The sequence below is a fragment of the Nostoc sp. DedQUE08 genome, from assembly GCF_034530895.1.
In the GTDB taxonomy this organism is placed as follows: Bacteria; Cyanobacteriota; Cyanobacteriia; order Cyanobacteriales; family Nostocaceae; genus Nostoc.
Genome location: NZ_JAVRCD010000032.1, coordinates 22,802 through 37,942, shown reverse-complemented (window position 1 = coordinate 37,942; position 15,141 = coordinate 22,802). Strand labels below are relative to the sequence as shown.

Annotated in this window: 7 protein-coding genes; all 7 read right to left on the bottom strand. The window is 45.7% G+C overall.

Annotated features, from left to right (window positions below):
- Positions 1 to 75: 75 nt before the first annotated feature.
- The 7 genes from RMY64_RS20940 to RMY64_RS20910 all read right to left on the bottom strand — a co-directional run bounded on the left by RMY64_RS20940 (position 76) and on the right by RMY64_RS20910 (position 15,094).
- Positions 76 to 747, bottom strand: coding sequence for a rhomboid family intramembrane serine protease (locus tag RMY64_RS20940; RefSeq protein WP_322690791.1), 672 nt, complete (start codon positions 745 to 747; stop codon positions 76 to 78).
- 126 nt (positions 748 to 873) lie between these two features.
- A complete protein-coding gene (locus tag RMY64_RS20935) occupies positions 874 to 1,593 on the bottom strand; it encodes a rhomboid family intramembrane serine protease (RefSeq protein ID WP_322673872.1) in 720 nt (239 codons plus the stop codon).
- A 197-nt stretch (positions 1,594 to 1,790) separates the two neighbouring features.
- Positions 1,791 to 4,019 (bottom strand): chemotaxis protein CheW, encoded by a 2,229-nt coding sequence (locus RMY64_RS20930; RefSeq protein WP_322673873.1) that lies wholly within the window; start codon positions 4,017 to 4,019, stop codon positions 1,791 to 1,793.
- 38 nt (positions 4,020 to 4,057) lie between these two features.
- The gene (locus RMY64_RS20925) at positions 4,058 to 5,287 is read right to left on the bottom strand and encodes a GAF domain-containing protein (protein ID WP_322673874.1); all 1,230 of its coding nucleotides are present in this window, start codon (positions 5,285 to 5,287) and stop codon (positions 4,058 to 4,060) included.
- A 29-nt stretch (positions 5,288 to 5,316) separates the two neighbouring features.
- Entirely contained in the window at positions 5,317 to 6,300 is a 984-nt protein-coding gene (locus RMY64_RS20920) for a chemotaxis protein CheW (RefSeq protein WP_322700990.1), read from the bottom strand.
- Positions 6,301 to 6,678: 378 nt separating this feature from the next.
- Positions 6,679 to 9,840 (bottom strand): hybrid sensor histidine kinase/response regulator, encoded by a 3,162-nt coding sequence (locus RMY64_RS20915; RefSeq protein ID WP_322700989.1) that lies wholly within the window; start codon positions 9,838 to 9,840, stop codon positions 6,679 to 6,681.
- 16 nt (positions 9,841 to 9,856) lie between these two features.
- Positions 9,857 to 15,094: a GAF domain-containing protein gene (locus RMY64_RS20910; protein ID WP_322700988.1), complete on the bottom strand. Its 5,238-nt coding sequence runs from the start codon at positions 15,092 to 15,094 to the stop codon at positions 9,857 to 9,859.
- Between the last annotated feature and the right edge of the window lie 47 nt (positions 15,095 to 15,141).

The window sequence follows — 15,141 nt, the reverse complement described above, 5'->3', positions numbered from 1 at the left end:
CTCTGAAAGAGAATCGTCTCGCAGAGAATTGAAAGGTAACAATTTTTGTGCTACGAGTTTCAGCAAATGCTGTATTTAGTCGCGTCGAAACAAGCCAAATAAGGGAGCAAGAATTACCCCAAATACAAAACCACCGATGTGCGCCCAATAGGCAACTCCACCAGTTTCCACGCTCATGTTAGCGGCTGTTTGCAGGGTAGCAAGACCGGAAATTACATTTTGCACAATAAAAAGTCCAATTATTACTAGTGCTGGGACTCTGATTGTGGTGATGAAAAACCCCAAAAATATTAAAGTCATGACTTGAGCGTGGGGAAAGCGGATAATGTACGCACCTAGAATCCCAGAAATTGCACCACTTGCCCCCAAAGAAGGAATCTCAGAATTCATCCCAATAAACCATTGGCACAAGGCAGCTAAAGCACCACACGCCAAATAAAAAATCAGATATTTGGCATGACCCAATCGATCTTCAATATTGTTGCCAAAAACCCAGAGAAACACCATATTTGAGATTAAGTGCCACCAACCACCATGTAAAAATTGCGACGTAAATAACGTTATCCACTCTCCATTCAAATTGGTGGTTAACTCTTGAGGTACTACTGCATACTCACTTAAAAACCGACTCAATTGTCCATGTGACAGGCTCACCTCGTGAATAAAAACTAAAACATTCATGCCAATTAACCCATAGGTGAAATACGGGGTAATTCGTGTCGGATTTTCATCGTAAAGGGGAAACACAGGTGTTTTTCCTAAATTATTGACTAACTGCAATATAGCTTGTAAGGCTAGCAGTTGCGAAGGTTAAACAATTTCACCTATTCAATCAATCAGCATAATTGAGGGTAAAAACGATACTATTAAAAATTACTTGTACCAAGATTCTTCCTGGGATTTATCACTAAATAAACCCAACAGTGGGCCAAGAATTGCCCCGAAGATAAACCCGCCTGCATGGGCCCAGTAGGCAATACCGCCACTTTCCATACCGATGTTAGTACGTGCTTCAAGGCTAGTAAGTCCGTAAAAGGCTTGTTCGAGAAACCAGAATCCTAAAAAGAAATATGCGGGGACACGGAAAGTTGGGAAGAAAAACCCTAAAGGTACAACCCCAAGGACTTCGGCGTTGGGAAAGCGGAGAATGTATGCACCCATGACACCTGCGATCGCACCACTTGCACCCAAAGAAGGAATGCTAGAATCTTGAGCGAAGAACCACTGGGTCAAAGATGCCAAAACACCGCAAGATAAATAAAACAGTAAATATTTGGCATGACCTAACTTATCTTCAACGTTGTTGCCAAAAATCCAGAGAAACAACATATTGCCAGCTAAGTGTAAGAAACCACCGTGCAAAAATTGTGAGGTAATTAAAGTTGCCCACTCTGGTACTGGTTGATGTACAGAGATACCCGCAAAACTTAAAGTCAGTTCTCGTGGAACTACAGCCGCAAGGCGTAAAAATCCATTTAATGCTTGTGGGGGAAGATTTGCTTCATAAAGAAAAGCGAGGACATTGACAGCAATCAACCCATAAGTTACATAAGGGGTGATTTTTGTCGGATTATTATCTCTAATGGGAACCACGAGCGTTTTTTCCTGATTTTAAGACAGCAATTCTACAATACGGAATTTTGTAAGTAGTTTCTTCTGCCTCGTGGATAGATATCAGTTTAATATTTGAGATTTACTGTAGGACTTACCTCAATTCTAGGGTCTTCCAGACTGCAAAAGTATTTGAGAATAGTATCGTCGTAACTTAGTTTTTCCGGCAGGTATTGAGTTCAAGCTAGAGATTTTGTGAGAAGCTGACCATCCAAAACCAGGCTAAGTTGCCCATTGGCAAGAATGCTAGTTCCTTGGATATAAGCAGCAACCGGGGTTGCTTCCCCCAGAGGATGGATTGCAGAGGATTGCTTGCCGATGATGCAATCTACTTCTAAAGCACATCGTTTGTCTAAGTAACGAAATACTAATAACGGCTTATCCTGTTTGAAAGCATTTAGTGTATCTGTACTGTAAGTAGTAACTGAGGTGGGAAGGTGGTTAGGACAAGTCAGCACATCAGTCAATAAGTAGATAGGGACGAGCATTTCTGTTGTTAGATCCTCACGATCGCAACCAAGCAAGCCACTGGTGCCAGAAGACTGCAATAATAACATCCGTCCCGCTTGAGTTTGGATAATTTGTTCGGACTGGGATAGACAAATCTGCTCTACAGAATCGGCAATAAATGCATAGACTCTGGAGTTAGCTTGACAGACGATAAGTTGAGCAATTTTGCGATCGAGGGGAATTTGGAGCGAGAAGGCTGTACCATGTCCAGCTTTAGACTTCAATACTATTCTTCCCTGAATAGCTGTTAATTGCTTGCAAACTTCAGTTAATTCTACTCCTAACTCTAAGGCAGCACGATCGCACAAAACAGATGAAACCTCTGGCTCAAGTACCAGTTCAGTCACTTGTAACATATCCCCTGGTTTTGTCAGGGCGAACCCCTGGGCTAAAGCCGGTTGATAAATTTGAGATAAGTTAAGTCCTGCGCCATCATCACACCCATCAATAATCAGTTGATTTCCTTGCTGATAAACTTGAATTTCGATGATACCGTTGCTATTTTTACCAAGGTGTTGGCGCGTTTGACCAGACTCAATGCTTTGCTCTAGTAAATAGCAACTTATATGCAACAGAAGGACACGGAGGCGATCGCTAAACGCGCGATCGACTTGGATATCGCTAATTTGTAAATGTAGTCTAGCAGACTTATCTTGTAAAGCTTGTAACTGAGACCAAAGCCGATGCAACGGTTCTAAGGCTACTTTTAAAGGAATAGTTGTAACTGTTTTGACTAAATTGGAAGAATGCTTAAGTAACTTTTCCTGTTGTATGAGTTCTTGTTTGAGTTGATGATGATTGTTATTGAGCGAATCAACAGTTGATGCCACCTGAGACGCTTGGGCCAAGACAGATTGAAGAGTACTGTATAATTGCTGAGAGCGAGAAGCAGCTAGGGGAGAAAGGGTATCTGAAATTGCTGCTAAACGTCCTGACCATTCCTGTAGGTTATCGAGCAGGTGTTGTAATCGTTTAACTTGTCGGAGCAACCGCCCGATCGTATGTTGCTGTTGTTCTTCTTGACAGGCTTGCTGATTATATGTAGTTAATAATGTTGCAACTAGCGCGTTTAGTTGTTCGAGATGCTTAATATTGATGGGTATAGCGGCTGGAATACTTGTTGCAAGAATGGTAGAAATCGATTCTTGTAAAGAGAGTGGATGGCGATCGCTCAAAGATTTAACTAGGGATGCAACAGAAGTTTCAGTAGGCAGGGAAAAATCCCCCAACCAAGCATGAAAATCTCCTTCCTCCAGGTTTACTAGTTCCTCTACATTGGCAGAAAGCCGTTCAGCATCTAGGTGACTAAAGCTACTAACCTGGAGGTTAGTTTCACTTACTAGTTTCCTGTCAAGACTTTCCTTGTCTTTAACTATAACTTGCTCTGGTAGAGATATAGAAGCTTCTAGCTCGGGCAAGGAATCGTTAAACTGAATAACTGGTTGATGTTCCTGCGGTTGCTCTAGCGATGTCTCAAGGTGTGTATCCTGGGAATCGCCAAATTCTGCTTGCAGACGCGCAACAATGGCAGACATCCGCTCCAGAATTTCTACTTCCTCAATTTTTGAGGCTGTTAAAAATGCCATCAGCAGCATCTGTAGGCAATCTAATCCTTCCGATAACAGGGAGGCGATTGGAGCGTCAATAGTTGCCCGATACTGATGCAAAAGCTGAAAAATCTCTTCTAGTGCAGCCGCAACTATCGCAATGGTATCTAGTTCGGCTGCTATAGCAATCGAATGCAGAGAGCCAGCAGCTTCCATGAGAGCCAAAGCTGTACCGGGGTTACTGTCTTTTGTATAGTTAGGCAACTCCTGCTCCAAGAACAGTAACAAATCGATCGCTTCTTCTAGAAAGCGATCGTCGTTCTGCGGTTGGGGGACAAAATCGGTACTCATGAACGTAACTCTCAGTTTCTATGGGGTTTGTGACAATTCTATGGTTTCGGCATTGATTTGAGGGTACAAGCAGCGATGTCAGCGATCGCTCTAAATTGCTCCTGGATTTGCGCGATTGATTCCAGCCCCGCACTGATTTGTCCATTGCACGGTTCAATAGCAGAAGCAACATCTACTGCTGTCACCTGTAGTTCCTGGAACCATTCCTCTACATTTAGGGTGCTTTCGCGGGCTTGATGGGCGAGAATTTCCACCTGTTCGGCAGCAGTTAGCAAACCTCGTTCTTGCTCGCTAGCTTTTGTTGCTTCGATGGCTGTATTCAAAGACAAAATCTGAATCTTGGTACTTAAGCTTTCCACAAGGCGAACAAAGCCAGAAGTTTGCTGACAGAATTCACCGAGGTATTGCAGCTGTTTATTTGTAAAAGCAACAGTATCTTGAATAGACATTAAATGCTCACTGGTCAGTTCGGCAATTCTTGCTCCTTCTTGTACGGTTTGGCTCACCTGCTGGAATGGCACTAGTAACTCAGACAGATCGAGGGATTCAAGCTGTTGAGCAGGTGGAGCTACTATTTCAGCCGAGTGCAAGTTAATTGTCAACATCATTCCTACTTGTTGCAGCAAACTGCGCTCTGATTCCTGCCATTGTCGGGGTGCAAGGCAATGATGAATAACTAAAAAACCCCAAGGCTGTTGTTTGACAATCAAGGGCAAGCACAGGCTAGCTTGCACCTGAAAGCGTTGCCAAAATTGCTGTTGGCGCCCAGTTAGTTCTAATAATTCAGTTGCGTCACTAACATCGGGTTTAGTAACAAACAAATTTATCGGTAGGGATTGGTTGAGCAGGGATGTCCAACCCGCTTGTGTAGCTTCAGCGATCGCTCGAGAGCGATTATCTTCTTCAAAACGATAAATCAAGACGCGATCGGCGTTGAGAACATCTTGAAGGGCCCTGACTGTAACCTCCAAAAGTGCAGTTTGGCCTTTTGCCTGCTGCATTTGCCGCTCGATGATCACAAGTTGTTCTCGCTGGAGTTGAAAAGCCCTTTGCACATTGTCATCATTGTCACTGGGCGAATCCTTAGCCAAAGCTTGGATAAAAGCTTCGATTTGACTTACCTTCTGCTGCAATTGAGCGACCTTTGGCCCCTTAGCAGATTGAAAGACTGCTTTGATTAGAGCCACATTAGCCAAAATTTCTTCTATCGGGATTTGATTTTCAACAGGCTGGGTTTCAAAATTAGGGTCTAAGGTTGCGATCGTCACGAAAAACTCCTTGGCAGCATCAAGTTAAATCAGTGGGTTTGCCATTGCAATGTCTGGGCGATCGCTCTGGTGTCTAAAATCCAGCGATCGCCTGGTAGAATACCTCGAACAAAATTTAGTAGTTTGTTTGGGGAAAAGTCGGTTGGTGCTGATTGTGCTTGCTGTAAATCCTGCCACTCTACATCGTAGACATGAGCCACCAAAAATCCGATTACCTGATTTTGCAGCTCGATAACCAGAACCATTGGCTTTTCTGGTCGTGAGTGCCGCTTTAAAAGCGGCGCATAACCAAGCAAATGTTCCAAGTCAACCAGCCGCAGCATCTGTCCTTGCCAATTATAGAAACCTAAAATCCAACTTGGTAAGGCCGGAGCTGGGGAAATTTCTTGGCTAGCGAGATGAATAATGTCCTGTAATGAGTGGAATGGTAGCAATCCACTGCCTTGATTTCCCAAGGAAAAACGCAGAAATCTTTGCCGTTGTTCGCCTGATGTCAGCCCAGGAGCCAATAGCTGGGTTGTTCCCGGCAACCCCAACTTATCAGCCAATATCTGGTTCATGCCTAGAAGAAGTACTTTAAGTGGTTCCTCGTTTGGTGTTACAGATAAAACAGCCATGTGGCTCACACAGCTTAACTCTGCCACTTGCCGATAAGACCAAGGCACAGGACGCACAACTTCCAAAGGAATATCGATTAAGGCAGGGGGCTTGTCCACAGGAATGCCACAAATTTCCCCAGTCCGCGTTTGAGTCAGAAGTAAAAAGCGCCCTGAAGTGTCAACCGCAGAGAGAACTTGATGCGCCTGTTGGTCTTGTACTTGCGGAATTAACTTCTGGCGCAAGTCCACAATCGTAATAGTTTGCGCTCCCAAATCGACCATCCCGATCCCACTTTCAACCGTACTGCTAATAGGAGGACAAGCAATCACCTTGAGAACTGCACCAACTGGCAGGGCAAATAAATAGTCTGCGATCGTAAAAACAACGACTCGTAATGAGTCGTTTTCGGTCACAGCGCCTGATAATCGCTTAAACGGAAAGGGAGTGTTAAGCATAGCAAGTGGTTGGGGGTGAAGGAGGCAGGGGGCAGGGGGCAGGGGTTAACTCGGTAGATGGCGATAGCTGCTTGCAGGGGGTGAAGGAGGCAGGGGGCAGGGGGTAGGAGGAATACTGCTCTCTGTCTTCTGCCTTTCTTGCTAAGGGATATGAACCGAATGGCACGCTTGATAACGGCAAACCCATTATATATAAGGCTTTTGGGTGTGGGGTGTGGCTGAGTGGGTGTAGTAAGTCAGAAATTTATTTGTATCCCCACTCATATTTACTTTTCTTGATTTTTCCCTACACCCAACACCCTACCCCCAACACCCTGCCCAGACGAGCTTTCAGCTTTACAAGCGTGCCATTCGGATATGAACCAGTTCGGCGATCGCGGCCAAGAAGTTCTGTTCGGAATAGGGTTTGGTCAAGTAAGCTTTCGCCCCTAGAGCTAAAGCTAATTGGCGGTGCTTTTGTCCGCTACGGGTAGTCAGCATCACTACAGGAATCCCTGATAAACGCTCGTCTTGGCGATGGTGTTCTAAAAACTCAAATCCATTCATCCGCGGCATTTCAATGTCACAAATCACTAGATCGACATCACCGTGTTGCAGCACTTGCGCGATCGCCTCTCGACCATCACCTGCTTGCAACACTTGATAATCGGCTTTCTGGAGCGTCTGCACCAAACTTTGCCTTTGTACAACTGAATCTTCCACTACTAACACCGTCAGTTGGTTAGGTTGAGCAACGGCTGTATTGACTTCAATAGGCTGTTGCTGCGGTTGCGTTATCGTTAGCTGGGATTGTTGACCCTCTAGAGCCAGAACAGGTTCAGGCGCGGGTAATAGTTTAGTTGCAATTGATGTCGGGGAAGTCGGCATTATATCTGTCTCCCAGGTTTGACGAACTAACTCCAACGGGTCAACGGTTAAGGTGAGGCTACCATTTCCCAACACGCTGTAGCCTTGGATGTAACTAGGTAAAGTCAGGACTCTGCCGAGGGATTTAATTACTAATTCCTGCTCGACTAAAATCTGATCGACTTGCAAACACAGATATTGCTGCTCTGTTTGCAACAGTAGCAGAGGTTCTACGGTGTTGCGTTGTTTGACTGGAAAAGGACTGAGGGTTAAATTGTGGTCTTGGGTGGATAAAGGATATTTGTAATCCAGCAAATTGGCAAGCGGGCGGATGGGAACTAGTTGCTGATTTTGCCCTTCTCCCCACTGCCAGAATTTTTGGCTGCCTTGCCCGTGTAAAGATTGCTGCACTTGAATCTGGTCTGGCTGCGGTAATAAAACCTGGCTAATTCCTTCAGACAGCAAGGCATAAGTAATACCTTGAGATTGACACACGAGCAAGCGTGCCGTTGTCAAGCTCAGAGGCAATTGCAGGATAAAGGTGGTTCCCTGCCCTGAAAGCGATCGCACTACAATCGAACCTTGTAAAGCTTGCAATTGAGTGCGAACGACATCTAAGCCGATACCACGCCCAGATAACTCACCAATCTGGTTAGCGGTAGAAAAGCCTGGTTCAAATAATAACTCTGCTAGTTGGTCTTCGGAGGCGTAGGCGGCTTGTTCGGGAGTCAGCAGGTGTTTTTCTATACCTCGCTGACGAATGGATTCCCAGTTTAAGCCTCGACCATCATCCCGTACCTCAATAGTAGTGCGGTTGCCTTGATGATAAGCTTGAATTGTAATTGTTCCGGTTTCTGGTTTACCCTGCTGACGGCGGGTTTCTATCGGTTCAATGCCGTGATCGAAGGCATTACGAATCATGTGCAGCAAAGGATCGTACAACTGCTCAGAAATGGCTTTATCCACCAGTACCTTCGTACCGCCAAGCTTGAGTTCAACAGGCTTATGATAAGTTGCTACCATCTGTTGCAGGAGGCGGGGTAATCGATTCAACACTGTTCCCAGTGGAACCATTCTGGCTTGCAGCAAATCTTCCTGCGCTCCTGAAAGCAGTTGCTTGCGCTTTCCAAGACTGAAGCGAGATTGCTGAACTAAGGTATTAAAAGCCTCAATCCGTTCTCCTAATTGCACCATATCTTCTGTCAGATTTTGCAGGAGAATGTGCAACTCGCTATAGGTATCCATTTCTAAGGTATCAAATTTAGATTGTGCTTCGGCAGTTGGAGAAGCAGGGAGAACTGAGCCTAGAGATGCATGTATATGTCGCTGCTTGCGTTCGGGAAGCAGCAGATGTCGATCCGACCAAGTAGAAACTTTACTAAGTTGTTGTTGGCAGTACAAAAACTGTACTAGAGTATCTTGAGCTGCTTTGTGGATGTGGTTAGATTGTAGGTTTTGTTGGTTTTCGTTGATTAGTAATTCCCCAATCGTGTGGCTGAGGCGATCGAGCTGTTCTATTGCGACTCGGATACTGGGAAGTGATGCCGATGACTGAGCTTGGAGGCTTGGTGCTGGTGGTGGAGAGGCTGGCCGATCTGAGTCTGAATATCGGCAGGATGTCTGTGGATCTCCGATCCAGATTGACTGTAAAATCCGATCTATGGCAGAGGGGACTACTACCGAATCCTGAGAAATTGGTTCTAGTACCTCTGGCGCTTTCGGTACGGAGTTATCAGTCCGCTTCGGGAAAAACGACCAAATTGATTCCGCTTCGTTCGCACTGAGGAGAGGAGATGGCTGATTCTCAGTTGTAGTCGTTTGTGTTGGTTGAGCAGCGATGAAAACTGGCTGCCCTTGCGGTTCTGGGACAGGAATAGTTAACCCTGCCCATTCTCGCAATTGTGGAGATATTTCTCCCCCTTGAGTGCGATCGCCTGCGAGTACTGCTGCTTGAGCTGCTTTAAAATTTTCTAAAGCCACCTGAGCAATTTGCAGTACTTTGTCTGGATACGCTTTGAGCGCGTTTAGGGTCGCCTGGGCAATTTCTTCCAATCCAGATAAGCCATAAGATGCTGCTAATTCGACAAAAAATTCTGCTTGGGAGTTGAGTGTTGTTTGAATTTGTTGCGGATCTTGGCTTTGGATGTCAGTTTCCAGCTGTTGCAAATCCTGGAGTACGCTCCCGGAAAAGATTGACTCTACCACATCAAAGCCAAGTTCTTCCGAACTGGGAAGCGGAGCCTCACGACCAAAAAAGTCGCCTAGTTTATGTTGGAGTTGGGCGAAGATGGAAGCAGTTCGATCGAGTATTTCTGTCTCATTGCAGGATAAGCCCATCAAGGCTGCACTTAATGGAGTTCGCAGGCACTCATAAGCATCTAGAAGCAAAGCACCCAATTCTGGATCGATTTCCAGTTCTGGAGCATATAACGCTTGGAATACATCTTCCAAATGATGGGCAATTGTCTGAATAGTTTCTTGCCCAACACTGGCAGCACTCCCTTTGATAGTATGGGCGCTTCGCATCAAGGCATGAACTTTTTCTATTGTTTTTTCATCAAGTAGACCGATCAGATTCTGCTCAATGGTTTGCAATAACTCTGCCGCTTCCGCAAGAAAAGCCTGCTCTTGATTACTGGGATCGGGGTTCATAACACATTTTGCGAGATTAATCAACTTTGAACTGGCTAACGCTGGTTTCCAGTTGTTGTGAAGTCATCCGTAGTTCCTCAAAAGACTCAGAAATGTGCATTGCACTTTGTGAAGTCTTGCGGGCGATCGCCGAAACATCCATCATCGCTTCTGTCAATATCTGAGATTGCTGACTTTGAGTGGAAACTGCTTGGTTAATTCCTTGTACTAGTCCACCAATTTCGTTGGTAGCTGCGACGATCGCACTCAGGGAATGACGAGTCTCATCGATCAATTTCGAGCCTTGGACAACTTGGGTAATCCCTACTTCCATTGCTTGGGTGACTTCGTTGGTTCCACTTTGAATTTCTTGGACGAGTCGCTCAATTTCTGTGGTGGCACTAGCTGACTGATAAGCCAGGGAACGAACTTCATCTGCAACCACCGCAAAGCCTTTCCCATACTCTCCGGCACGGGTAGCCTCGATCGCCGCATTGAGTGCCAGCAAATTAGTTTGAGTGGCAAAATTTTCAATCAAACTCACTACTTTCGAGATTTTCTGAGAAGCTTCACCAAGGCGTTTAATCTTCTTCGCTGTTTCGGAGACGGTTTCCCGAATCTCCAAAATGCCATCTACGGTTCTTTCCATCAGGGAATCGCCAGCTTGGACGGTGTTATTAGCTCTTTGAACAGCCTGTCCTACTCTTTGGGCATCAGTAGCAACTACCTGGGTGGAAGTTACCATCATTTGTAATTGTTCTAGAGCATTTTCGAGGCGTTCTGCTTGCTGTTGAGCTTGGTCAGATAGTTTAACTACTGAGATAGTGTTATTGCTGGAAGTTTCACTCACTCTGCCAGCAGCAATCTGCACTTGTCGGACTAAATCTCGCAAACTTTGGATCGTCGTGTTGTAACCATCGGCGATCGTTCCAATTTCATCTTCAGATAGGGGAGCGCGAACGGTGAGATCGCCTCTGAAGGATGGTTCCAAAGCCATGAGAACGCGTATTGCTCCTTGTTGCAGTTTTTCCCGTGCGGTGCGATCGCGCTCTGCTGCTTCTGCTAGTTGCTGCTCTTGAGTACGCACCTGTTTGAGGTACTCTGCAAGATTGAGGGCAATACCAATCTGGACGCTGGCTTGGTTGAGAACATCCTCCTCTGATTGCTCCCACTGGCGCGGGGCGCTATTTTGATAAACTCCCATCAGCCCCCATAGCCGATCTTCTTGAAAAATCGGAGCAATCATGTAGGCTTTAGTTCCCCACATTTCTAATAATTGGATGTGGCATTCGTCATGACCGACAGTATATATATTGTCAACCCGCAAACTTTCTTTACGGGCATAACGCCCGCCTTTGTTGTACTGGAGATAGGTATCTCTAACTCTGGCAAGGCTAGTTCCCACCAACTTAGGCCAATCCCCAGTCACAGACTCAACTACAAATTCTCCAGACCAATCAGGCTCAAAACGGTAAACTCCAACTCGATCTACTTTTAGTAGCTGACGAAGTTCGTGGGTGGCAAACTGGACAAATTCCAGAACATCACTATGACTTTGAGCCATCTCTGTTAACCGACTAGGCAAGCGATAGGAAAATCGGGCGTTTGCTACTTCCCGTTCTGCCAGTTTGATCAGTTCCTCGTTCTTGTTTAAGGTTTGCTGTAAGTATTGCGATTGCTGGACGGCTACCCCAAACTGCGTGCCGATTTTCGCTACCAAGTTGATTTCATTATCTTGCCATTGCCGCGGCCCGTCATTCTGATATGCTCCTAACAAACCCCAGAGCTTGTTGCCGGCAATAATCGGGGTGATGATATAAGCTCTCATCTGGAATTGCTCGAGAATTTTTATGTGGCACTGGGCATGGCCAGAAGTGTAAATGTCATTGATAACAAAGGTCTCGTTGTGGCGATAGCGTCCACCTTGGGTTTGTTGGAGGTGTTCGTCTTCCCAGACAGTCCTGATATCGGGGCCAACCAAAGCCACCCATTCCCGACTTACAGATTCGGCAATAAATTCTCCACCCCAATCTGGATTGAAGCGATACACTGCAAGACGATCGCATTCCAAATGCGATCGCAATTCTGGTAAGGCGTTGCGGAAAATCGTATCTAGCTCTTGAACTTGGCGGATTTTTTCTGACAGCCGTGTTAGCGCTCGTTCCCCTTCTGCGGTTCTGGCTAACTCTGCATTCTTCTTCTTGAGCTGTTCGATATACTTAACCTGTTGCAAGCCTATACCCATTTGCACAGCTACTTTTCGCAACAGTTGCACATCCTTGGATTTCCACTGCCGAGGGCCAGTATTTTGGTATGCTCCTAAAAAGCCCCAGAGTTTGTTTTCAATAAAGATCGGAGCGATTGTGTAAGCCTTAGCCTGGATTTTTTCTAATATCTCTAGGTAGCACTGAACGTGACCGACAGCGTAGATATCATTGACAACAAAGGTTTCATGATTGCGATAGCGTCCGCCCTGAGTTTCTTGTAAGTGCTCGTCCATCCACATCGTTTTGATGTCGGAACTAGCCAAAGACAGCCATTGATCTTTTACGGATTCGGCAATAAATTCCACACTCCAGTCGGGATGAAAGCGGAATACTGCTAGGCGATCGCACTGTAGTTGTTTGCGTAAACTTGGTAGCACATTCAGGAAAATTGTATCTGCTTCTTGAGCTTGGCGAATTTTTTCCACCATCCCTGTCAGCACCTGTTCCTCTTCTGCTGCCCGTGCCAACTCTGCATTCTTCGTTTTCAGTTCTCCGATGTACTCGGCTTGCTGCACGCTTAACCCCAACTGAATGCCCAATTTGGTCAGCAATCGCACCTCTTCGGAATTCCACTGGCGCGGGCCGCTATTTTGATATGCTCCTAACAAACCCCAAAGTTTGTTTCCAGCAAAAATGGGGGCAATGGTGTAGGCTTTAGCCTGGAACTGCTCTAACAGATCGATGTGGCACTGGGCATGACCAACAGTATAGATGTCATTGACGGCAAAAGTTTCATTGTTGCGATAGCGCCCGCCTTGGGTTTGCTGTAGGTGTTCGTCTTCACATACGGTTTTGATATCGGGGCCAACCAGAGGCACCCAGTCAGTTCCTACAGATTCAGCAATAAATTCACCACTCCAGTCAGAGTTGAAGCGATATATTGCTAGGCGATCGCATTTGAACAACTGCCGCAATTCTGCCAAGGTAGTGCGGTAAATTGTTTCTGGGTGGTGGGAATGAAGCATTCTATCCGTCATTCGGGCGATCGCATTTTCTACTTCAGCTACTTGGGTCATTTCTAGATTTTTTAACCGTAGCTGTTCGATATATTCAGCTTGCTGGAGAGCAATGCTCAACGATTCGCCGATCTGCAACAAAGCACCGGTCTCTTCATCAGTCCATTTGCGGACATCAGAATTTTGATAGGCTGCTAACAAACCCCAGAGATTACCAGCGCGGAAAATGGGAACAATGATATACGCTTTGGCTTGGAACTTCTCTAATGCTTCTAAGTAGCAAGGTGAAAAACCAGCAGCATAAATATCGTTGACTTTGCGGAAGCGCTTTTCTTTGGCGTAAGTTCCACCCTGCGTTTCCTTAAGATAGGTATCGGCATCAGGTTTAACAGGGGAGCCATAATCCTTAACATGGCAACGCTCTGAAGATACCATACCTGTTTTTAAAATGCTTTCTTGTTCCTGAATATCCAACAGGGACGACCAACCAGCAGCCACAGATTCAGCGATAACTTCTCCACTCCAGTCTGGATGAAATTGATAAACGACAACGCGATCGCATTTTAAAAATCGCCGCAACTCTTGGGTTGTAGTGCGGAAAAGGGTGCGAAGATCCGTTGCTTGTCCAATCTTTTCAATGATGCCGAAAACAGTACGTTCTCGTTCAACAAGTTTGGCTGACTCCTCAGAGCGGTGATAAAGTTGTTGCTGATATTGCACCTGTTGAATCGCAATACTAGATAGAGATGCAACCTGCACCATTAGTCGAACTTCACTATCTTTCCACTGACGAGGCTGAGAATTTTGATAGGCAGCCAGTAAGCCCCACAACTTTTCTCCCTGGAAGATAGCAACAATAATGTATGCTTTGGCTTGATAGGTTTCTAAAATTTTGATATAGCAGTCAGAAAAACCACCGCTGTAGATATCATTAGTGACTCGATATATCTGTCCGCGATGGAAATTTTTGCCTTGGGTGTGCTGAATGTAGCTATCTGCACTGTGCGATCGCCCTGTTGTCCCAGCTAATCCCCCTTCCTCTGCAAGGTTCCTAACACTACAATAGTTAACGTTCTTGGCAATTGCTGGATTATTTCGCTGTTCTTCTAACAGAGAAACCCACTCAGATCCCACAGATTCAGCAATAAATTCCCCAGTCCAGTCAGGATTGAAACGATATATTGCTACGCGATCGCATTTTAGTGACTGTCGTACTTCTTGGGTGGCAACGCGAAAGATGGTATCCACATCTTTTGACTGGAGAATTTTATTCGCTACACCAGTCAGGATTTGGTCTTTTTCCACTTCTTGTTGCAACGTAGCCTGAATCACGGCAACTTGCAGTTGCGCTTCTAATTCCTGCGCGAGCAATTTTAGCGACCTAATTTCAGCATTCTGCCACTGGCGAGGAGCAGTGCATTGCTGCACTACCAACAAGCCCCAAACCCCATCTTTTGTTAAGATTGGCAAGCTCAAACAAGCTCTGACCTGAAACCGCTCCATAAGCTGCTTTTGGTAAGGGGACAAGCTTGCAGTGTAGGTATCGGCGATCGCGACTAATTTTTCTTGTTGATAAACCTTGCCAGAACCTAACCCAAAAGTGACGGCGGGCAGTTTTTCCTTCAGCATTGGGGTAAAGCCATCCCTCATCGCCTCCGCAGCAACTATCCCCAGCGTCGGATTCGTAAACTCATACACCACCACGCGATCGGCTTGCAGTGCGCTTTGTACCTCCATGACAGCAGTAGCAAGCAAGGTATCTAGATCGGAAAATTGACGGATTCTGCTGGCGATCGCCTGTAATTGCTCTACCTCGAATCCATCTCCTCCGTCTTGATATGGCAAAACACTTACCAATTCTTTTAATTTGCGGATTCTGTCTCGCAATGGCCCTGTTTCCACCCAATCAGCTTGATCCAGTTCAGTTCGCAATTCTTCTAGAGTAGAAGAGATTTGCTGTTTTGCTCTTAGATCGACGGTATGCCCGTTATCGGTGTCCTTATAACCGTTGCCGGAATTTGAGTGTGGTTGGCTAGGTGTATGCATTACCATAATCTTTCTTGCTATGAAGGTTGTTAAAGTAAGTTAATCAGGCAGAG

Coding starts and splice junctions, on each gene's coding strand:
- RMY64_RS20930 (WP_322673873.1), bottom strand. CDS start 4,019: ATGAGTACCGATTTTGTCCCCCAACCGCAGAACGACGATCGCTTTCTA.
- RMY64_RS20915 (WP_322700989.1), bottom strand. CDS start 9,840: ATGAACCCCGATCCCAGTAATCAAGAGCAGGCTTTTCTTGCGGAAGCG.
- RMY64_RS20910 (WP_322700988.1), bottom strand. CDS start 15,094: ATGGTAATGCATACACCTAGCCAACCACACTCAAATTCCGGCAACGGT.